General features: G+C 68.1%; 19 protein-coding genes and 5 pseudogenes. 8 read left to right on the top strand and 16 right to left on the bottom strand.

The genetic code is table 11. From position 1 onward, the window contains the following. Window positions 1–226 precede the first annotated feature (226 nt). From AB0I23_RS08215 to AB0I23_RS08205, 3 genes are read right to left on the bottom strand one after another with little or no spacing between them, the layout of a single operon-like run. Complete coding sequence (locus AB0I23_RS08215) at window positions 227–1,714, bottom strand: ISKra4 family transposase (RefSeq protein ID WP_436846894.1); 1,488 nt, start codon at window positions 1,712–1,714, stop codon at window positions 227–229. A 23-nt stretch (window positions 1,715–1,737) separates the two neighbouring features. Then, a complete protein-coding gene (locus AB0I23_RS08210; RefSeq protein ID WP_359107947.1) occupies window positions 1,738–1,959 on the bottom strand; it encodes a hypothetical protein in 222 nt (73 codons plus the stop codon). Between the two features lie 13 nt (window positions 1,960–1,972). Continuing rightward, window positions 1,973–2,527 carry a hypothetical protein gene (locus AB0I23_RS08205; RefSeq protein ID WP_359107945.1) on the bottom strand — a complete coding sequence of 185 codons (555 nt, stop codon included), beginning with the start codon at window positions 2,525–2,527 and terminating at the stop codon, window positions 1,973–1,975. Window positions 2,528–2,695: 168 nt separating this feature from the next. On the opposite strand from AB0I23_RS08205, the pseudogene AB0I23_RS08200 reads away from it, so the two are divergent. From AB0I23_RS08200 to AB0I23_RS08190, 3 genes and pseudogenes are all read left to right on the top strand, one after another. After that, a pseudogene (locus AB0I23_RS08200) lies at window positions 2,696–3,136 on the top strand (transposase); the annotation flags it as partial. Between the two features lie 219 nt (window positions 3,137–3,355). Continuing rightward, window positions 3,356–4,522 carry an IS110 family transposase gene (locus AB0I23_RS08195; protein ID WP_359107943.1) on the top strand — a complete coding sequence of 389 codons (1,167 nt, stop codon included), beginning with the start codon at window positions 3,356–3,358 and terminating at the stop codon, window positions 4,520–4,522. 60 nt (window positions 4,523–4,582) lie between these two features. Then, window positions 4,583–5,376, top strand: a pseudogene (locus AB0I23_RS08190) (IS256 family transposase); the annotation flags it as partial. On the opposite strand, the gene AB0I23_RS08185 reads toward AB0I23_RS08190, so the two are convergent. The 3 genes and pseudogenes from AB0I23_RS08185 to AB0I23_RS08175 all read right to left on the bottom strand — a co-directional run bounded on the left by AB0I23_RS08185 (window position 5,302) and on the right by AB0I23_RS08175 (window position 7,216). Beyond that, the gene (locus tag AB0I23_RS08185) at window positions 5,302–6,045 is read right to left on the bottom strand and encodes an SMI1/KNR4 family protein (RefSeq protein WP_359107942.1); all 744 of its coding nucleotides are present in this window, start codon (window positions 6,043–6,045) and stop codon (window positions 5,302–5,304) included. The pseudogene AB0I23_RS08190 and the gene AB0I23_RS08185 overlap by 75 nt on opposite strands. 229 nt (window positions 6,046–6,274) lie before the next feature. After that, a pseudogene (locus AB0I23_RS08180) lies at window positions 6,275–6,469 on the bottom strand (helix-turn-helix domain-containing protein); the annotation flags it as partial. 207 nt (window positions 6,470–6,676) lie between these two features. Further along, window positions 6,677–7,216: an aminotransferase class I/II-fold pyridoxal phosphate-dependent enzyme gene (locus AB0I23_RS08175; RefSeq protein ID WP_359108039.1), complete on the bottom strand. Its 540-nt coding sequence runs from the start codon at window positions 7,214–7,216 to the stop codon at window positions 6,677–6,679. Window positions 7,217–7,309: 93 nt separating this feature from the next. On the opposite strand from AB0I23_RS08175, the pseudogene AB0I23_RS08170 reads away from it, so the two are divergent. Beyond that, a pseudogene (locus tag AB0I23_RS08170) lies at window positions 7,310–7,585 on the top strand (IS6 family transposase); the annotation flags it as partial. A 148-nt stretch (window positions 7,586–7,733) separates the two neighbouring features. On the opposite strand, the gene AB0I23_RS08165 reads toward AB0I23_RS08170, so the two are convergent. Further along, complete coding sequence (locus AB0I23_RS08165; protein WP_359107938.1) at window positions 7,734–8,015, bottom strand: hypothetical protein; 282 nt, start codon at window positions 8,013–8,015, stop codon at window positions 7,734–7,736. Between the two features lie 88 nt (window positions 8,016–8,103). Continuing rightward, window positions 8,104–8,589 carry a hypothetical protein gene (locus AB0I23_RS08160; RefSeq protein ID WP_359107936.1) on the bottom strand — a complete coding sequence of 162 codons (486 nt, stop codon included), beginning with the start codon at window positions 8,587–8,589 and terminating at the stop codon, window positions 8,104–8,106. 291 nt (window positions 8,590–8,880) lie between these two features. Here AB0I23_RS08160 and AB0I23_RS08155 point away from each other — a divergent pair, with 291 nt between their 5' ends. Further along, entirely contained in the window at window positions 8,881–9,423 is a 543-nt protein-coding gene (locus AB0I23_RS08155; RefSeq protein ID WP_359107934.1) for an SMI1/KNR4 family protein, read from the top strand. A 319-nt stretch (window positions 9,424–9,742) separates the two neighbouring features. Here the strand turns inward: AB0I23_RS08155 and AB0I23_RS08150 are convergent, their stop codons facing one another. Continuing rightward, window positions 9,743–11,194: an amidase gene (locus AB0I23_RS08150; protein ID WP_359107932.1), complete on the bottom strand. Its 1,452-nt coding sequence runs from the start codon at window positions 11,192–11,194 to the stop codon at window positions 9,743–9,745. A 325-nt stretch (window positions 11,195–11,519) separates the two neighbouring features. Between AB0I23_RS08150 and AB0I23_RS08145 the strand changes: the two genes are divergently transcribed. Then, window positions 11,520–11,867 carry an ArsR/SmtB family transcription factor gene (locus AB0I23_RS08145; protein ID WP_359107930.1) on the top strand — a complete coding sequence of 116 codons (348 nt, stop codon included), beginning with the start codon at window positions 11,520–11,522 and terminating at the stop codon, window positions 11,865–11,867. A 66-nt stretch (window positions 11,868–11,933) separates the two neighbouring features. Here the strand turns inward: AB0I23_RS08145 and AB0I23_RS08140 are convergent. Both AB0I23_RS08140 and AB0I23_RS08135 read right to left on the bottom strand, forming a co-directional pair. Then, window positions 11,934–12,662, bottom strand: a pseudogene (locus tag AB0I23_RS08140) (Tn3 family transposase); the annotation flags it as partial. 552 nt (window positions 12,663–13,214) lie between these two features. Beyond that, the gene (locus AB0I23_RS08135; RefSeq protein WP_359107928.1) at window positions 13,215–13,439 is read right to left on the bottom strand and encodes a hypothetical protein; all 225 of its coding nucleotides are present in this window, start codon (window positions 13,437–13,439) and stop codon (window positions 13,215–13,217) included. Window positions 13,440–13,513: 74 nt separating this feature from the next. Between AB0I23_RS08135 and AB0I23_RS08130 the strand changes: the two genes are divergently transcribed. Both AB0I23_RS08130 and AB0I23_RS08125 read left to right on the top strand, forming a co-directional pair. Continuing rightward, window positions 13,514–14,722 carry an NAD(P)/FAD-dependent oxidoreductase gene (locus AB0I23_RS08130; RefSeq protein ID WP_359107926.1) on the top strand — a complete coding sequence of 403 codons (1,209 nt, stop codon included), beginning with the start codon at window positions 13,514–13,516 and terminating at the stop codon, window positions 14,720–14,722. A 10-nt stretch (window positions 14,723–14,732) separates the two neighbouring features. Continuing rightward, the gene (locus tag AB0I23_RS08125; protein WP_359107924.1) at window positions 14,733–15,686 is read left to right on the top strand and encodes a sigma-70 family RNA polymerase sigma factor; all 954 of its coding nucleotides are present in this window, start codon (window positions 14,733–14,735) and stop codon (window positions 15,684–15,686) included. Window positions 15,687–15,892: 206 nt separating this feature from the next. Here AB0I23_RS08125 and AB0I23_RS08120 read toward each other — a convergent pair whose 3' ends face one another. The 5 genes from AB0I23_RS08120 to AB0I23_RS08100 all read right to left on the bottom strand — a co-directional run. Continuing rightward, window positions 15,893–16,693 carry a hypothetical protein gene (locus AB0I23_RS08120; protein WP_359107923.1) on the bottom strand — a complete coding sequence of 267 codons (801 nt, stop codon included), beginning with the start codon at window positions 16,691–16,693 and terminating at the stop codon, window positions 15,893–15,895. Window positions 16,694–16,708: 15 nt separating this feature from the next. Further along, window positions 16,709–17,845: a phosphotransferase gene (locus AB0I23_RS08115; RefSeq protein WP_359107921.1), complete on the bottom strand. Its 1,137-nt coding sequence runs from the start codon at window positions 17,843–17,845 to the stop codon at window positions 16,709–16,711. Window positions 17,846–17,982: 137 nt separating this feature from the next. Beyond that, entirely contained in the window at window positions 17,983–18,168 is a 186-nt protein-coding gene (locus AB0I23_RS08110; RefSeq protein WP_359107919.1) for a hypothetical protein, read from the bottom strand. A gap of 90 nt (window positions 18,169–18,258) precedes the next feature. Beyond that, the gene (locus AB0I23_RS08105; protein WP_359107917.1) at window positions 18,259–18,495 is read right to left on the bottom strand and encodes a hypothetical protein; all 237 of its coding nucleotides are present in this window, start codon (window positions 18,493–18,495) and stop codon (window positions 18,259–18,261) included. A gap of 156 nt (window positions 18,496–18,651) precedes the next feature. Next, the coding region (locus tag AB0I23_RS08100) for a pentapeptide repeat-containing protein (RefSeq protein ID WP_359107915.1) at window positions 18,652–19,893 on the bottom strand (1,242 nt) is incomplete at its 5' end.

Below are 19,893 nucleotides of genomic sequence, written 5' to 3'. Positions count from 1 at the left end.
CGCCTGTGCCCGCTGACTGCGCAATGGCACCGTGTTGCCCTTGTGGCCCCGCGGAAACTATGGTGACGCCTTCAGCCTTGGGGGGCCTCGGCGTGGGCTTGGTTCGCGCCGCGCTCGCGAGTCCTCCATAGTGGCGGCTGCCTCTCGTATGCGACATCGGTGATGCCATGTCCTTGTTCGTTTCCGTGAACGGAGTTGGGTGCAGATCCAATGAGGGTTCTGGTGATCAAGCCGCTGGTATGAGCGTGTCGCGGTATCGGGCCTGGTGGTTGCGGGTGAACTCCTGTGTCTCCTGCCAGGCCCAGTAGGTATCGAAGTCGCCGTTGCTGCGCGGGGCTCGGAGTTTCAGGACGGCTTTTGCGCCGGAAAGGCCCCAGCGGGCTCCGGTGATGTCGAGGCGGTCTTTGACCAGGTGGCGGCACGCCCCCTCGATGATCCCGGTGGCGATCGGGAAGCCTTCGGTCAGCGCTGTGTCGTAGCGCAGGTAGGCGGCCTTGTTCTTCAAGTAGCCGATGGCGTCGTCGATGCCCTTGCGTGAACCGGGCCTGAGCCCGACGGCGTCGGCGGCGGCGCTGATCGAGGCCGCGGCCTGCTCGGAGCCTCCGGCCAGGATGGTGCGGGCGTGTTGGGCGACCCAGGTCTCTGCCGCGCGGTCGCCGGCCGGGTGCAGGCAGTGCGCGGCGCCCCACAGGTATTCGAGCACGTGGCTGATGTCGATGACGATGTGCACGGTGACGTTCCGGCGCGCTGCCTCGGCTCGGATGAGGTCGAGCCGGTGCCGGGCGCCGTCGACCAGCACGACCCAGGTCCGGCGGTGCCCGGGGTCGCGGGCTTCGGTCTGGTCGAATACGGCGGCGATGACCTGCTCGGCGGTGTCGTTCACCGAGCCGCACAGCCACTTGGACCTGGCTTTCGGTCCCGGGCGACGCTCCTTCACGGGGTCAGCGGGGTCGGCGATGATGTCGTCGACGCCGCGGACGGCAGGCTCGGTGTCGTAGACGGTGCCCAGGGTGGCCATCCGTTTGCGGCCGTTCTTTTCCCCGGGCGCGAGCCTGCTCGCCATCTTGTTTCCGTTCTTGGCCGCGGCGGCCTTCGCCGTGGCCTCGCGCAGCGCCTCGGGCCTTATCACCACGCCCTTGCCGTCGGTGGACAGCACCAGCAGCGTGGCGTCGGTGCACGGCTCGGGCACCAGGGCCTGGTAGAAAGCGTCGATGTCGGCCGCGGCGAGCTCCTGGACCTGCCGGTGGCCGATCCCTGCGCCGGTCAGCGCGTTGACGCGGTTGACCGCCTCGGCGAAGGAGCCGCGGGCGGACTCGGTGGCGGCGAGCTTGGCCAGCCCCAGGCTGTGCATCCCGGCCGGCATGTTCAGCGCGGCGTCGGCCAGGTGCAGATCGGCCGAGCCGGTGGTCCGATAGGCGATCCGGGTCGCGGTGACCTTCCCGAACACCGTGGCCAGGATCCGGGTCCGGCCCCGCTCGATCCGGGTGCGCTCGACACCGGCCGCATCGACCACCGGATCGGCCCGCCGCTCGCGCACCGCGCGCAGATCCAGATGGTCCTGGAACAGTTGCCGGGTCACCTCGCGCATTCGCGCCGCGAGCAGGTCCTCCAGCCCTGAATGCGTCAACACGGCGGCGTCCGGCGACGTCAGATCCGTGGCGACCTGCTCGAACAGGCCGCGGGAGGCGGCGAACGCGGACTCGGCCACCACCAGAGGGCCGGTCTCCAGGGCGGCGCTCACCAGCCCAACTCCCGTCCGTCCACCCTGAACAGCCCCGGCGCGGTCTCGGCCAGGATCCCCCGCTCCACCAGACGCTTCAGCTTCGAGCGCATGCCCTCCACGTGACGGGCCTCGGTCCCCAGCTTCAGCTCCACGCACACGTCCTTGCATCGCCAGGCCGACCCCGACGTCGCGAACAGCGCGATGATCCGCTGGTAGTCCGGCCACATCACTGTCACATCGCCCGCGGCCTCATCGGCCAGCAGAGCCCCTTCGGTCCCGCTCTGGGTCCGGCAGGCCGGCGGCGGTCAGCAGCTCCTGCACGCGGGCGGCCGTCGCGGGGTCGCCGTCGACCCCCTGGTAGCCCCACGAGGTGTCCAGGTGCAGGTTGCGGCCACTCAGCACGCGGCCGTCGTGGAAGTACTGGAACCAGGGCGGGACCGGCTTGCCGTTCTCCTCCTCGTACTCCAGGAGGCAGACGTGCGCGCCGCCGCGCGATACCGGTGCCAGCGTGCCGAACTCGCCCTGCCAACCGCCGTACGCGACCGCGTACGACCGGTCCCCGGCTCGGCCGAGGCGCAGACCGATACCGTCGAGGGGATCGCCGTACGTGTCGTCTATGAGCTCCAGAAGGGACTCTCCGGCGTGCTCCCCGACCGCCACGGCGATGTGCTCCGTGTCGTACAGCACGGACACGGCGAGGCGGTCGGCAAGCTCTTCCGGCGACAGCCCGCGGGCGAGCACCACGTAGTAGCCCCCGAAGGCGATGGATTGAGGGGCAGCAAGCCAGGTTGTTCCGTCTGTCATGACCGGCATCCTGACCGCTGCCTCTGACAACGAGGGTGTAGAGACCTGTAGTTCGAACGACTTGTCAGGGTCTGTACGGTCAACGGTGGATCTTCGCACAGGAAGTAACACCTGATGACAGACGTGATCGTCTCGGCTGAGGCCGTCGAGGAAGTGCAGCCCGCTGGGATGCCGGAGGCCCTGGACGACCAGTTGATCGGGCAACTGGTGGACCGCGCGAAGGCTGGCGGGATCAAGTTGACCGGTGAGGGCGGGCTGCTGCAGCAGCAGCTGACGATGAGGCTCGTGGAGTCCGCTCTCGAGGGTGGGATCACCGATCATCTCGGCCACGAGAAGCATGAGAGGGCCGCCGACGGCAACACCCGCAACGGCACTCGTTCGAAGACTGTGGTGACCGAGGTCGGGCCGGTCGAGATCGCGGTCCCCCGGGACCGGACGGGCAGCTTCGAGCCGCAGATTGTCAAGAAGCGGCAGCGCCGGCTGACCGGCGTTGATGAGATGGTGCTCTCGCTGTCGGCCCGCGGCCTGACCCACGGGGAGATCTCCGTCCATCTCGCGGAGGTCTACAGCGCTGAAGTCTCCAAGACGACCATCTCCACGATCACGGACAGTGATAGTGGTATCCGGGTTCCCGGTGGTCGTGACTCGATCACTGACTGACGTCCTGCTGGGCTGTCTTCGCCTTGGTCTGTCCACCCGGCCGGGGCCCGTTCCCGAGGCCCCGGCCGGGTGGATCATGACCTTATAGGAGCCTGGCCAAAGGCCCCATCACTGTCCTGTCTGCCCCGCCCGGCCGGAGCCACCTCCGGTCAGGAAGGCATTTCCAGCATGACAGGAACGGACACCGAAGCCGTCGTCGAACACGTGGTGATCGGCGGAGCGGACTCCCACGCCGACACCATCCACGTCGCCGTGGTGACTGACCGCGGCGGGCAGCTCGCCGACGCCGAGTTCCCCACAACGGCCGCTGGATACAAGGCTGCTATCGCGTTCATGGCCGCTCATGGCACTGTCGTCTCCGTCGGGGTGGAAGGCACATCCTCCTACGGCTCGGGGTTCACGCGAGCGGCCCGCGAGGCCGGCCCGACCGTGATCGAGGTCAACCGGCCGGACAAGGCCGAGCGCCGCAGGATCGGCAAGTCCGATCCCATTGACGCCTACGCCGCCGCTCGGGCGGTCGTGTCCGGCCGGGCCACCAGCGCCCCCAAGGGCGATACCGGCACCGGGATCCGGGCACTGCACAACGCGGCACGATCCGCGATCAAGGCCCGTACCGCGGCACTGAACCAGATCGGACCCATCCGGATCTGCGCACCCGACGGGATCCGCGCGAAGTACGAGGTGCTGCGGGGCGACATGCGCGTCGCCGCCCTGGTCCGGCTCCGCATCGGCAGCGATCCCATCCACGCTCCGGTCCTGACCGCTCTGCGCACGCTCGCGCGGCGCGTCCAGAGCCTGACCGCCGAACACATGGCTCTGACCTCGGAGTTGGACGTCCTGGTCACGCGGCTCAACCCTGGCCTGCGCGCCGCCTACGGCATCGGGCCCGACACCGCGACACAGCTGTTGATCACGGCCGGTGACAATCCCGCCCGCTTGCGCACGGAGGCGTTCTTCGCCGCCTTGTGCGGCGTCGCCCCGGTTCCGGCCTCCAGCGGCAAGACCAACCGGCACCGGCTCTCCCGCGGCGGGGACCGCGCGGCCAACGCGGCCCTCCACCGGATCGCGCTCGTCCGTATGCGCCGAGATCAGCGCACCCGTGACTACGTTGCCCGACAGACCGACGCCGGACGGACGAAGAAGGAGATCCTCCGGCTTCTCAAGCGCGCGATCGCACGTGAGGTCTTCCGTCTCCTGACCACGACGGTCGCGGTCCCCGAGATCGCGGACCCCAGGCCAGCCCGCCAGGCCAAGACATCACGCTCACCGCCGCCGCGAACCACTTCGGGATCTGGCCCGCCGTCATCTCCTCGAGCGGGGCCTTCGCCGCGATGACACCTTCGCCAGCACCTACCGCGAGTGGCTCGCTGCCGCTTGACCAACGATAGGAGCATCAAGGTGATCGACGGCATGAACGAATGGCAGAACCGGCCCCTCGACTCGGTATACCCGGTCCTGTTCATTGACTGCGTGCACGTGAAGCTGCGCGACGGGAAGGTGGCCAACAGGCCGATCTACGTGGTCCTGGCGGTCACCGTCGAGGGCACCCGCGAGATCCTCGGGCTGTGGGCCGGCGACGGCGGCGAGGGCGCCAAGTACTGGCTCCAGGTGCTGACCGAGATCAAGAACCGCGGCACGGAAGACGTCTGCATGGTCGTCTGCGACGGCCTCGAGGGCCTCCCGGACGCGGTCGGGGCGGTCTGGCCGCAGGCGATCACGCAGACTTGCGTCGTTCACCTGCTGCGGGCGTCGTTCCGTTACGCGGCCCGGCAGGGCTGGGACAAGATCTCGAAGGCGCTCAAGCCGGTCTACACGGTTCCGACCGAGGACGCCGCCACGGAACGTTTCCTGGAGTTCAGTGACGCCTGGGGCGGGAAGTATCCAGCGATCGTGAGGCTGTGGGAGAACGCCTGGGCCGAGTTCGTGCCGTTTCTCCAATTCATATCGAAATAAGGCGAGTTGTCTGCACGACGAACGCCATCGAGTCGGTCAACGCGCGCATCCGCAAGGCCGTCCGCTCCCGCGGACATTTCCCGAACGGGCAGGCAGCGATCAAGTGCGTCTACATGGCCGTCATGAGCCTGGATCCGACGGGGCAGGGCCGCAAACGCTGGTCACAGCGATGGAAAGCCACACTCAACGCCTTCGAGATCACCTTCGACGGTCGGCTCTCCGCCGCCTGCCGCTGACCCACTAACAACTCCAGAACCGCCATTAACTTTACAGACCCCCCGGTCACTGCGCAGCGGTATGAGGTTCCAGTCCAGCCTCTGGTCCTCGTCAACTACCGGCATGTAGCCGTTCAGGGGCTGGTTGGTCTCGAGAGACGTGGCGATCGCCTCCATGAGCAGCGGCAGGGACGTCCACATCTCGTGTGATACGCGCATAATGCCTTCCACGGCCTCGGCTTCGTGGACGCGCCCCCGGTCGATCTCGGGACGGTGGTCCAGTACGAGGCAACCCCCGCCGACGTTCCGCGCGATGGGGATCAACTGCGGATGTCCGTACAGGAGGCTGCTGACCCCGATCTTCATGAAGTCGTACTCCACCTCCTCTCCTTCCTCATCCGCCGTGCGCTTGTCGTAGAAGCCGGTGAAGAGTTGCCACGCGGCCGCTATCTCGCGTGCACTCATCGGTCTGTAGAACCCTGGCAGCAGCGAGCCCCGCTGGTCGAGGAGACCGTCGTGCCGCAGCAGCGACATCACCAAGGGCTTCAGTAGTGGCCGGCCGATGACGCGTTCGGTCGCGGCGATGTCCGCCGGATCCGCGGGCGGCGCCAGCGCGGCATAGGTCGCCGGGGCGTGCTCGGCCAGCCAGTTCTCGATTCGCGTCCACGACTCACTGATCGGTGCGGTCATAGCACGGCATCCTGCCACCTGGTGCTGACAACCTCCGGGCACAGCCAGACGGGGGCCGTGACCCCGATACATCCGACTGGAGCCGTCTCCGGGCCGTGCGAGGGGACTCAACGATGACAGGCGACGACAACCGCCGACCGCTAACCCGCAGGCCAGAAGGGCGGCGGCTGGAGTACGTGCAGGTCAGAAAGGTGCCGCGTCACTTCTTCGGCTACTGATCGCGCTCGATGGAGCACAGCGCCTCGCGTCCGCCCGTCCTCCAGCTACGGCGCCACTGGTAGACCGACTTCTCACTCACCCGTAACTCCCGTGCGATGCACGGGACTTCCCCGTCCTCCTCGAAAAGGTCAACGGTCCGCATCCGCACCTCTTCCCGGCGCTTGCGCTGCTCGGCGGTCAGCCCGCCCCCATCCGGATACCGCATGTCTTCGGCGTACCAGCCCGGACGGACCGCGTCACCGGTCCCGACACAGATCCAGACCCCAAGACGCCGAAGTCAGTGACGACTTTCGATTCGGGCTGCACCGGGCCCCGCGGAAGATCCGCCACGAGGTTTCCGCAGGCCTCCAGCGCCGACGACCTTTCGTGGGCAGACGCCGGTGCGGGCAGGAATTGGCTGATCGAGAGGCGTTCAAGCGTAGGCGTCCTCGACAGCGACTCGTCGCACCGTACACAGCGTCGACCGGAGGCTGTCCAGATCGGTTGAGCCCAGGGCGAGGCGGATCGCCTGCGGTGTGTGGACCGAGGTGGTGAACGGCTCGGCCGTGGTTACCGAGATGTGCTGACGGGCGAGGGTGGCGGTCAGACGATCGGCGCGTGCGTCGTCGGGCAGCGGCAGCCAGGTGAAGTAGGACGAGGGGTGGCTGATGAGCGGGAGCCCTGCCAGCTCTTGTCCGGCAAGTGCTCGGCGTGCCTTGGCGTCGTCTCGTTTCCGCGCCTCCAAGTGGTCCACCGTGCCTTCGTCGAGCCAGCGGCAGGCGATCGCGGTGGTGAGGGCCGGGGTGTTCCAGATGGTCGCCCGAATCGCGCGTTCGAGCGACGGCACCACAGACAGCGGGGCGACGACGAAGCCGACCCGCAGGCCGGTGGCGACACTCTTGGACAGTCCCGAGACGTAGACGGTGATGTCCGGCGCGGTCGCGGCCAGAGGTGGCGGTGGGTTCTCGACCAGGTAGGAGTAGGAGGCGTCTTCGAGGCGTTGTCAGGTTGAGTGGTGGCTTTCTCAGACGGCGTGATCATCTGTCTGGTCGAATCGCTGGAGGGGCTGTCCGTGGTGACGCCGTCGTACCGGGGTTTCCGCTACCCTCCGGAGGTCATCTCCCACTGCGTGTGGCTGTACCACCGCTTCAACCTGAGCCTGCGCGACATCGAGGAGCTGATGCTCGAGCGCGGCATCGAGGTCAGCCACGAGACAGTCCACCAGTGGACGCGCCGGTTCGGCCCGGCTTATGCCGCTGCTCTACGTCGGCGCCGTCCGGGGCCTGGTGACAAGTGGCACTTGGACGAGGTGTTCGTCAAAATCAACGGCGTGCAGCGGTACCCGCGACTTGCCGGCCGTCGGCTGGGCGCCGAGAAGCACCAGGACCGGCTGGTCCGGCTGGGGCTGGTATCGACCGAAGACATAGCGCCGGACCGTGTGGTCGAACAATGCCTGTAACTGCTCTTCGGTCAGGAAGTACTTGCTCGCCTCAGCCACGTTCGGACGACTCCAGTTCCTCGATCTCTCGGGTCCATCGGACGATGTGGGCGATGAGCTGATCCCGATCGTGGGCCGGTACGGCACGGCGCGCGTCGCGCAGTGCCATCACCTTGTCCCACCACTCCTCACGCTCCTCGGCGGTCGCTGCCCTTTTCGAGCGGCCGTTGAAGAGGCCGGTGAGCGTGGTGGCCGTCTCCGAGAACTCGTCGAAGACCACGGTCGTTGGCACGTCCTGGTAGGGGTCGGCCGGAGGCTTGGCATGGTTGGTCATTCACTTCTCCTCATGTGTCGTTCGGCCGCCCCACGAGGTGAGGGGCGACAACGGGCCGTGCAGACCCACACAGAGCCCAGACCCAAGGTCAGCTCGTCAGGCCACGCCACCAGTCGGCAACCTGGGGATCCATCCGGTAGAGCATCTCGGACTTGCCGCTGTTGCCGTTGTAGCTGCCCTGCCAGTTCTCGATCGGCCACCGCTTCTCCCCGAACAGCTCCGCTGCAACACGGCTCAGGCGTGCGTGTTCGTTGCGTTGCTGACGTTCATCGAGCCCTGAGCGCTCAAGGACTTCGGTAAACGTGACAGTCGCGCCGGCGTGCTCGATAGCGACTTCGAACAGGGCACGTACCCCTGCCAGGTGCCGGACTCGCCCCCACAGCAGACTGACCTGCTCTCGCGTCCAGAGCCCCTGCCGGGGGATGTTCACCGAGAACGCCGTGCCGTCGATGTCGGCAAGCAACCCCGTGAGCTTCTTCTGAACGGCCTCAACGTCCGCAACTGAGAAGCCGCGGCGCTGGCCCATTGGCAGTCCGGTAAACGCGGGCGTGAACCCCTTGCGGTCTCGATCCATCACCCCTCCAAAGTCGTACACGACTCCACATGAACCTACTGAGTCGTGCACGAGGTGCCACGCTCGGCCTGGGCCGCCCGTAGGGGTGGGAACCGAATACACCAGGAAGGGGCCGTGGGGGTTGTTCCCGCTGGTCCGGCTTTGTCCACGAGAACGAGCAGCAGATGTTCACCACTTCGGGAGGCACTGCTGCCGCCGCCTGTTCGATGTTCACGAGAAGTCCAGCACGCTGCCTGGGGGCAGTGATGGGGCGCGAGAACGGATGGTGGTCTCTTCTGCCAGCATGTTCCCGTGAGTACTACACCTGATCAGCGTCCTGATGACGCCACAGTCGACTTCCTGCGTTCCGCGTTCGCGCCGGAGTGGCGCGAACCCCCGCTGGGCCAGGAAGGCGTCGCCGCGTGGGAGGCCGAGAACCGGGTGACGCTTCCGGAGCCGTACAGAACATTCGTCACAGAGGTCAGTAACGGCTCAAGTCTCGGCCCCGCCGAGGACGGTGGCCTGCAGCCCCTCGGGTGGCTGCCGGCGAGCTGGCCGGACCTTGGCCCTCGCACGCCAGGAGAACCGTTCCCTCTTGAAGCAGCCTGGCCATGGGAGGACGACGACACCGTCGATGACGACGACCCGCGCATCAACACCGTGTACACCCAAGGTTCGGTCGTTCTCGGCTCTGAAGACGGGCAGTCGTTCTGGATTCTGCTGACTGCTGGATCCCGCCGCGGCGAGGTCTGGATGGTGGCGGACGTCGGCGCGATCCCGGTGCCCGCGGACGAGGCATGGGGCTTTGAGGAGTGGGTGCGGCACTGGCACTCCGGTAACGACTGGTGGGCCTGAGCACGACGCCAGACGCTGTCGACACTCACCGACCGTTCGAATCTGCCGACGCCCAGGCGCCTCCCGAAGTGGTGAACATCTGCTGCTCGTTCTCGTGGACAAAGCCACTGGTCAGAGGAAAGACAACATCCTTGGTGGACCTTCGGTGTTCGCATCAGACGCGAAGGCTTCGCGTCTGATGCGAACACGATCCGGCTGTCGAGGCGACTGGACAGCCGGCATGGCCGGTCCCGCGTGCCAGGCCGCGAGCATCAGGACCAGGCCCCAGCCCTCGCTCGTCATCCGCACCTCATCCTCGACGGACACCCGGTAGTACGCCCTACTTCGGTGCCTGGAAGCCGCCGATCTTCTGCTCGAGCAGTTCGGCCAGCCGCAGCGGGGTGCGGTCCTCGAACATCGGACCGATGAGCTGCACTCCCACCGGCAGACCCTCGGCGGACCGGCCCGCTGGTATGGCGGTGGCGGGCAGGCCGGGCATAGTGGCCAGACCGGCCCAGACGAGCTGGTCGAAGTACGGGTACCCGACGCCGTCGATGTCGATCCGGCGTTCCAACACATTGGGGTTGTGGTCGTGCGGGAACGCGGGAGTGGGCGTGATCGGACACACCACGGCATCGAACTCGGCGAAGAGCTGCCGCCAGCCGTGGCGGTGGAGTTCGCGATGGTTGTTCGCCTCGATCCAGTCGCGGTGGCTGAACACCATGCCACGCAGCCGCGTCGCGTCGAGGCTCTGGTCGTCTGCGCTCAGTCCGGCGGCGCGGGTCCGCAGCTGCTCGTACGCTTCGACGGGAAAACGCGCAACGGAGCTCGAAAACAGCAACTGCGTGTAGAGCGTCGCGGCTTCGGTCAGATCGGGCAGCAGCGGAGTGTGCCGTTCGACGCGGGCGCCGCCGTCGACAAGGGCGTCGGCCACCCGGTTCACGCCCGCCCGCACAGCGGACCCGGTCGGAATGAGCGGATGCTCGTCGACGACCAAGACCCGGAAGTCGCCGAGCCGCTCGTGGCGCGCGGGCGGCAGCGTCAAGTCGTGCGCCTTGCCGAGCGTCAGCGGGTCCGGTCCGGCCATGACGTCGAGCAGGAGCGTGAGGTCGCGGGCAGTGCGCGCCATCGGACCGACGACGGCGAGGTCGAGGTCGACCGGCAATGGCGGTGCCGGCGGCGCGACCATGCCGCGGGTTGCCGCCAGTCCGAGTGTCGGCTTGTGCGCATAGATGCCGCAGAAATGCGCGGGGGTGCGCAGCGAACCGGCGAGGTCGGAGCCGATGGACAGCGCGCAGAATCCGGACGCCAGGGCCGCCGCTGATCCGCCGGAGGATCCGCCCGGCGTGCGATCGTGATCCCACGGATTGTTAGTGGTGCCGTAGATCTCGTTGAAGCTCTGGATATCTTGCAGCCCCAAGGGCACATTGGTCTTACCCAGCACCACCGCGCCCGCGGCCTTGAGCCGCGACACCTGTACCGCGTCCTCGGCCGGCACATAGTCCCGGTGTTGCGGCATGCCCCAGGTCGTGGGCAGCCCAGCCATGTTGTAGGACTCTTTGACCGTCACCGGAATACCGAGCAGCGGCCGGACCTCGCCGCGGGCGCGCGCCTGGTCGGCACCGCGCGCGGCGGCCCGCGCACGGTCGAAGTCCGGCACACAGATCGCGTTGGTCACCTTGTCGTCGCGCTCGATACGGGCAATCGCCTCATCGGTCAGTTCCGCCGAGGTCACTTCACCGGCACGCAAGGCAGCCGCGAGTTCTTCTGCAGTCTGAAAGTTCCACTCCATGAATCCGACCGTACTGACCTCTGGCAGAGGTCATAAAATGCCGATTCGCACAACGGGATAGATGTCTCAACTCATCATGTTGCTTTCCGGCCACAGAAAATTCGCCCGACCGCTGGCCATGGCGAGGCGCGGCGGTCTGGCACACCTACGGAGATGGTCACGACGGAGGCGCCCCAGCGCCCCGATCGATGGCGATATGACACGGGCGCCGACCCCAACCAACGATTGCCGCGCACCGTGATTGTCATAAATGACCGTTTGCGAGACGTGAGTTGACAACTTCCCTGCACGTGCCATTAATTCATTGCATGTGCCGAGGAGTTCTATGGAAACTACTGATCTGACGGGCGACAGTCTGGTGAAAGTCCTGGCGACCCCCGCCAGTCCACACCGGATGCGTGTACTCGCTGCCCTGGCAACAGGCCCCACCTACGTGAGCCAACTGGCTCGGGACCTAGGGATCAGCAGGGCGCTGCTCCAAGTGCACCTCAAACGGCTGCAGACGGTTGGCCTGGTCGCGGACCACATCGAAGTGTCAGATGACGGCAAGGCGATGAAGTTCTACGAAGTGGTGCCGTTCGCGCTGTGCCTCACGCCGCAAACACTGGCCACCGCATCCGAGTCACTGACCGACAGTGCCGACCGCGGCGAATCCACAAAGAAAGGGACCTGAAGCAAATGTCCGATTGGCTCATCGAAGAGATAGTCCTCTTCCTCGTTATCGGCGCCGTGCTGGTGGGAGTTGTTCCAGCACGCATACCGCGTACGCATCGCGGTCCACCGCCCCCTCCGGCAGGTCCGCGTTCGCGTACACCGCCTTGCGCCAGTGCGACGGAACCAGCTTGTCGTCGACCTCACGCGGCAGCAGCGGCTTCTCGCCCACCTTCCTCCGCGAGAGCGCCGGGAGCCGCTGTACCCCGGTGAGAATCCGCCGGCCGTCGGGCGCAGCGTCCGGCGCCTTCGACTCACCCAGCAAGGACAGGAACGGCTTGACGGTGTTGTAGCGCAGCGCCAGCGCACTCCGCAGCGTGGTCTAGGTCGTGTCGTCGCCCTCCGGCACCAGGCTCACCACCATGACCGCCGCGCTGGACAGTGCGGCCCGGGGTGCGACCTCCTCCAAGGCCCGCCACAGCGCGCTGACGTCGACATCGCAGCCGGTCTGCTCGATGAGCTCCAGCTCCTCGATGAACACCGTCGCCGCCCTGGTCACGATCCGCGATGCCTTCTCCAGCTGTGGCAGGGTCGACAGGCGCTGCTTGTCCGTGGACCGTTTCGCGGTGCTGATCAATCGGGTGGCCATGAGGATCTCGAAGTGGTCCAGGGCGTCGTCGATCGCCTTGGCCTCCAGGTGGCGCATCACCGCGGTGAGCATCGCCGTGCGCTTGGGCTCCGGGGTTCGCTCCAGCTTCGGGGCCTTGGTACCCAGTCCCTACCGGGCCAGCGCGGAGAGCCGGTTCGGCGGGATCTTGTCTCCCGGGGTGGAGACTGCGGTCGGCGCCGTCACGGTGTCGGCAGCGGGCTCGGTCGGGTCGATGACTGTCGTCGTGGGGGAGGCGGTGGTGTCCGGGATGCCGTGCACCGCCTCGCCGGTGGGGGCGGCCTGCTGGGCGCGGGCCGAGAGGACGACAGGGATGCGCGCCACGATCCCGAGGTCGAAGTCGTCTGCGGGCAATCCGGCCGTCAGAGCGCCAGCGAGCCGGCGGGCGGCGGATGCCAGATCGTCGGCGAGCGTGAGACTGCTCGCACCCTCGTACTCCCGGAGCAGCGCCTGTTCGTCTGCCGCTGCGGCACGGTGCCCGGCGTGCTGCTGCCGGGTGCGGTACGCCTTGGCCTGGCAGGCGCGGGAGCAGTACCGGCGGGCACGGGGGCCGCGCTGGGCGGGCAGCTGTTTGCCGCAGACGGTGCACGTTGCCATGAGCTTCCGCCAATCATCACGTGATGATTGATGTCGCCACGGTACCGCCGCACGGCTCAATCGTCACGTGATGATTGAGCCGTGCGGCGGGATGGGCCAAGGTACCTACGCGTCGGCGCGCTGGCGTTCGGCATCAACCGCGCGCCGCAGCTGCTCCAGCTTGAGCGGCAGCAGGGTGCGCAGCCCTTCGTACCGCAGGCGCCCGAGCCCGTACGCACTGATCAGCCCGTTTTCCTCCAGCGGCATGCCCACGCTCGGCCTGCATCTGCGCCGCCTCGGCGTCGCGAGCATCGCCTGGCGACGCTCCTGCCGCTCTGTGACCCATGCCACATGCAGTTCCTGTCAGCAATCGGGGCGCTGTTCCGCTCAAGTCACGAAGGCAAGCGAACAGACAGGAGCGACACATGAAGCACCGCATCGTCGTCCTCGGTGCCGGCTATGCCGGGGCCTATGTGGCCGGGAACCTGGCCCGTCGGCTGTCCCCGGTGGACACCGAGATCACCGTGGTCAACGCCGTGCCGGACTTCGTCCAGCGGCTGCGGCTGAACCAGCTGGCGGCCGGCCGGGACATCGAAGCTCCGCAGCTCGCCGATGTCTTCGCGGGCACGGGGATCCGGCTGCGCGTGGCTCGGGTAACCGCCGTCGCCCCCGAGCGCCGGGTCGTTGCCGTGGCCGACGCTGACGGCGGCGGCGACCTCGGCTACGACACGCTTGTGTACGCGCTCGGCAGCCACGTCGCCGACCACGGCGTTCCCGGCGTGGCCGAGCACGCCTTCGACGTCGCCGCCAGGCCCTCGGCGCTGCGTCTGCGCGAGCGCCTGGATGGCCTGGGCAGGCGGGGCGGAGGCGGGAGTGTGGTCGTTGTCGGCGACGGGTTGACCGGCATCGAGACCGCCACCGAGATCGCCGAAGCCCGGCCCGGCCTGTCAGTGGCGCTGATCGCCCACGGTGAGCTGGGCGCCCGGCTCTCCGCCGGAGCCCGCAGCCACCTACGCCAGGCCTGCGACCGGCTGGGCGTCACCGTCCTGGAGCACACCAGCGTCGAAGCCGTCGAAGCGACGCGGGTGCTGTGCGCCGACGGCACCGCCCTGGCGTCCGACGCAACCGTGTGGACGGCCGGGTTCGCGGTCAACCCCATCGCCGCCGCCGGCGGGCTGGAGGTCACCGGGAACGGCCGGATCCTCGTCGACCGCACCATGCGGTCGGTCTCTCACCCGAACGTCTACGCCGTCGGCGACAGTGTCCATGCCCTCGGCGACAACGGCCTGCCGCTGCCGATGTCCTGCGGCTCGGCCGGCTACACCGGCCGACAGGCCATCGAGGCGATCGTGGGACGCCTGACCGGCTGCAAGATCGCGAACGTCAAGTTGGTCTACCTGTACAACGCCATCAGCCTCGGGCGGCGGGACGGGCTCTGGCAGTCGGTCGACGACGAAGGGCAGGCAAAGCCGAAGTACATGGGCGGGCGGAAGGCCGCGCGGATCAAGGCGGCCATCGAAAAGGGGGCTCTGTGGGGCACCTCGCACCCGACCCTCGGCCTGCCCAAGCGCAAGCGCCGCCTGGCCGCCGCGCCGGATGCGTCCGCCGAGAAGAGCGGTCGCGTAGCCGCCTAGGGTGATCCACGTGGACAGCACCGCCACTGATCGCTTCGACACCAGTCGGTTCGAGGCCAGCCGGAACCGGCTGGCCTCGCTGGCGTACCGGCTGCTGGGCTCCGCTGCCGACGCCGAGGACGCAGTGCAGGATGCGTTCCTGCACTGGCAGGCCGCGGACCGGCAGCAGATCAAGGTGCCGGAAGCATGGCTGACCAAGGTCGTCACCAACCTGTGCCTCGACTGGCTGCGCTCGGCACAGGTCCGCCGCGAACGCACCGCTGGCGCCTGGCTGCCCGAACCTCTCCTCGACGGCGACCCGATGCTCGGCCCGGCCGACACATTCGAGCAGCGCGAATCGGTCTCCCTGGCCGTGCTGACTCTCATGGAGCGCCTGTCACCCGTCGAACGGGCCGTCTACGTCCTGCGCGAAGCGTTCTCCTACAGCCATGCCGAGATCGCCGGGATCCTCGACATCACCGAGTCCGCGAGCCAGCAGCACCTCCACCGGGCCCGTCGCCGCATCACCGCCGCGCGCCGCGGCGACGGCCCGGTCGACCCAGCGTCCGCCCACAAAATTGTCGAGGAGTTCCTCGCCGCCGCCACCTCGGGCCGCACCGAACGGCTGGTGGCGCTGCTCACCGACGACGCGACCGCGGTGTCCGACGGCGCGGGCCTGGCCAAGACGCTGCTGCGGTTCGACACTCCGGAGCGCATCGCCGCCGTCGCACGGGCCGGTTTCAAGCCCTCAGCCGTGAAGCGGCGCCTTGCCGGCGGTACGCCCGCCATGTACTTCGCGCTCGTCAACGGCACCCCCGCCATCGTCACCGTGGTCGGCGACCGGGTGGTCGGCTCCGTGACCTTCGATCTGGCCGATGGCAAGATCGCCACCGTGCGCGGCATCGCCGCCCCCACCCGCCTCGTCCGCCTCACCGAAGCCTGGCGGCAGCACGGACCGGACACCCCGCTCATCACCCAGTGGTGACCCGCCGACCGCGGCCAGGCGCCGTACCCGCGTTTCATAGGTGGTCACTGACCGCCTATACACAAGGGTGGGGACGCCGTAAGGAGACGTCGTGAGTCAGGACAGCGCGCGGGGTGCGGGGGATGAGCTCCGACGGATCGTCGCCGGGGGTACAGGTGGAGGTTCCGCCAACCGTGAACGCGAGCTATGGACGCCGTGCGCATGGCTCAGCGGGTGAGGTTGGCGAGGAAGGACTCGGCTGCCGACCACGGGGTCAGCTCGATGCCGAAGCCGCTGTGTGCATCGGGTCCTTGGATGTGGACCAACCGGCCGGACAGGTAGACGACGTCGCCGGTGCGAAACGCCCCGGTGTACGCACCGAGGCAGCTGCGAAGGTGGGTGATCCGGCGGGCGAACACGGACGGCTCGTCGACCGTGGACTCCGTGACCGTGTCCACCTCGATCCCGTAGAGCGCCGGCGTGACCAGGCCCTCGGAGTGATCCGTGATCCGGGCAAGGACGGAGATCGCCCCTACCTCTTTGGCAACCACCCCGGCGAACATCTTGTCGCCGTCAGCCCTCAGCGGCTCACAGTTGATGTGCGCCCCCGCACCGGCTGTCAGGCCCTGCAGTTTGCGGGCCTCCTGGCGCATGAGCGCGTCGAAGCTTCCCCCCACCATGTACTTGGCGCGCCGCACGTACAGCCGGGTGAGGGTCTCGCCCTCGTACGGTTGGATGAGGGCGCGTTCGGCGAACAGTGCTTGCGCCGCCTCGTAGCCGCGCGGCCCGTAGCAGACCAGATCGATGTCGGAGCGGGCGTTGCAGGCGTCGACCAGGAAGGACCCGGTCACGCCGATGACGTCCGCAGCGCCGGCCGCGACGGTCCAGTTGATGATGGCGAGCAGGTCCTCGCTGACCGCCGTTTGGTCCAGGAGGCCGGGGGCCTGGTGCAGTGCGGCGAGGGTCTGGCGGCAGGAGTAGTGGGTGACGATGTCCTCGCGGGGCACGCCGGTGATGACGCACCCCACGGCGGGGGAGTAGAGCTAGCACTCGGGCCGGTCGGCGAGGATCCCGAACGCTTTGGACACGACGCTGTTCTGCCGGTACGTCCGGCCGAACAGCACCCGGTCGCCGCGGGCGTCCGGGTAGTACTTGACGTACCCCAGGAAGTGCGTGCCGGGATGGACATCGCCGATGACTTTGAAGATCACCCCGGCGCGGTCCAGGAGGTAGTCGCGGTCACGGATGGTCGCCGGCGCTGTGCCCAGCGGCGAACTCTTCGAGGCTGGGAAGAGGGCGGTATCGACCGTCCCGGTGCGCTCATACTGCTCGAGTCCCTTCGTGAAGAGGTGACGGCGGTACTGCCACTTCAGGTGCTTGTCCGTACGGGAGGGGTCGGTAGGCCGCATCAGGGCGAGGAAGAACAGGGCCTTGACGAGCAGGTATGCGCCCAGGTTCTGGGTGACCGGCTGTCCGGTTGCGTTCAGGCTCGCGTCGTCCAGCGCGGCGAGGTAGCGGCGCCGCTGGCCGGGGCTGGCGGTGTAGCCCTTGTTGCCGCCCTTGAAGGCGATGATTTCCAGGGCCGGGAGGACGTCGTATCCCAGTGGCACCAGGCCGTGGTGCTGCCAGTCGATGACCCCGGCCGGCAGGACGTTGGGCAGGCCGTAGTCGAGGTGGCCCCGCACCAGCGGAACCGTGCCCAGGTGGTCCAGCGCGTGCTCGAGCGCAGCGTGCGTCCGGGTGTTGTCCAGGTCGGGGTTCTCCTGGAAGACGTTCTGGGTGAACCCGGCGCTGTCCAGCCACTGCCGCAGTGTGCCGGGCGCGGGCTGAACGAGGTGGGCGGCCTGGGCGCGCAGCAGCCGGGCGGCGACCTGCGCGGCGGTGTCGGCGACGTCGTCGGGCAGGTTGCGGTTCCCGTCCAGTGACGCCACCGCCCGGTCGTGCAGGGCCTGGTCGCCCAGCGACTCCTCCACGACGTAGTAGTGGCCGTCGTCGGTGACGCCCTCCTCCAGGACGTGCGGGACCGGGTAGTCCAAGCCCGCAATCTGGCGCTGGAATTCTGCCTCCGCTTGGAGCTCGGCTCCGCCGGTGCGCCGGTACCGGGTTCCGTCGGCGGAGACGTACACCGCGCCGTCGGCGGCGGTCCGCTTCTTGACGAACCGCCAGTTGTTCTCGTTCATCAGCTCGCTCCCTCCGGCTCTCCTGTGCGGAACTGTGGGTGACCGGGTACTCGGGGATGGCCCGGGACAGGGTCCGGACGTCCATGACCCAGCGCATATCACCGGCCGCGACGCGGCGTCGCAGTTCGGCGAGGACGTCACTTCCGGGTGTGTTCGGCCGGGCCAGGTGGGCCGCGGTGCCAGAATTTCAGCAGGCCCGGGAGCTGTGCCGCAGTGATACCCGTCCGGATGTGCAGTGCCCAGCCGGTCAACGGCAGTGCGGCGGTGGTCAGGAGGAGGGTGCGCTGGCCGATCTGGCCCTGAACGCGCAGGAGGGACGACATACTTGGGTTCTCCGTCTCGTCTCGTACGGGATGGATGGGCCCGGGACAGTCGTCGAAGCCGCCAAGCAGAGCGGCTGTTTCGGGGCAGAGCTACAGGTCGATGGGCCTGGAGTTGAGCCAGCTGTACGGGCTCCTCCCGGGGCCGGCCTGCGCGGCGGGCCAGTCGAGCTCCCAGCCGGGCCGGTAGCCGCAGGCGCCCCAACCGTCCGGGCGCCCGTGGGGAATCTCGAGCCCGGCCTGCGACGCGGCGCGCGCCGCGTCGCAGACCTCGAGCGCGGCCTGGACGGCGGCGCTGCGGCTGTCGGCCCGGCCGGTGAAGACGTGCACGCCTTTGTGACCTTCAGCGATAGTTGGCCAGAGGCGGTGCAAGGCCGCTGGTGACCGGGCTCGCTCAAAGACAGTTGGCCATTTTGCGCAGAGATAATTGGCCCTCCGGGGGGCAGCGGCACGGTTGGTGATGGTGGGGCACGTGGTGGCGAGCGGTCAGCGTTTGATGCGTCCGCGGACGGCGAGGGCTGCGAGGGCGAGCAGGGTGGGTTCCATCAGGCGGGAGGCCATCTCGATGTAGGTGCCGGCGGTAGTCAGGTCCTGTCCGCTGGAGCGGAACACGACGGAGTTGAGCGTGACGTTCAGAGCTTTCTCGAAGCGGTCGCCGGTGATCCTGTACCCGATGGGGTTCTGCGGGTCCTCCTTGTCGATCTCGAAGGTGATCCTGCCTCCCCCCGGCGGCACGGTGCCGGTCGCCTCCTGCTTCGGGGAGTGGCCGGGGAGTCCGAAGCCCATCAGCAGAAGGATGGTGACGAGCATCGCGGCAACTAGCCAGCCCAGGGCCCGGGAGGCGCGCAGGCCGTAGCCGGACAGCAGCCAGTAGCCGTGCAGCAGCCCACGTTCAGAGCGGCTGGTGCCGGTACGGTCATGGCGGCGCATCTCCATCTCGCCGTAGTAGAAATCCGCCGCCCCCGGCTCGTTCTTGCCGTCCTCGAAGGCCTTGCGCAGCGCACGGTACACCGGCGCCAGCTGTGCCGGGCCAGCATGCCCGGCACCGGGTGTCGCCGTGTTCCAACCGGGGACCGCTGCCGACTGTCGCGCGCGCCAGTGGTGTTCCTCAGCGAGGGTGTGGCGCTGCGTGAACCGCACCGGGCGCCAGCGCCGCCAGTGCAGGCCGGGCGGGACGTCGGCGAAAGAGCATGTGCCCTCCAGCCGTAGCTGGTCGAGATGCACTGTCCCGGTGAACAGGCACCCCGACAGGTCGACGTCAGCGAGGACCAAGTGGGCCGCGTCCACTCCGCGCAGCGATGCCAGCCGTACAGCGGCGTCGGGTGTACCGGCACACGCCTGTTCCCCGACTGGTTGTCCGTCGGGGAGAAGGAAGAGATCAGGTTCTGCGGCGATCGTAAGGGGGTATTCGAAGACTGCGTGGGCGAAGTCCACCGTGGCATAGCGCAGGCGCAGCTCGGCCGTTGACGACCAACGCGTCCGCCGGCACTCCACTCGGCGCCCAGCGAACGAGAGCGTCACCGGACCACTGAACACCGCCCCGGACAGCACCACACGCCCAGAGCACACCAAGGGCCCGACGCTGTCTGCCCGCTCGAAAACCGCCTGTACGAACCGGGCGTCGCGCTCGAAGGTTGCCGACTCGAACCCGGCAGCGCCCCCGAAGGTCGCCGACTCGAACCAGGCGCTGTCCTTGAAGATCGCCGACCCGAACCCCGCGACGTCCTT

It is taken from the genome of Streptomyces atratus (genome assembly GCF_040655115.1).
GTDB classification, from domain to species: domain Bacteria; phylum Actinomycetota; class Actinomycetes; order Streptomycetales; family Streptomycetaceae; genus Streptomyces; species Streptomyces atratus_D.
The sequence above is the reverse complement of the archived record's forward strand: the minus strand, read 5'-3'. Positions and strand labels throughout refer to the sequence as shown.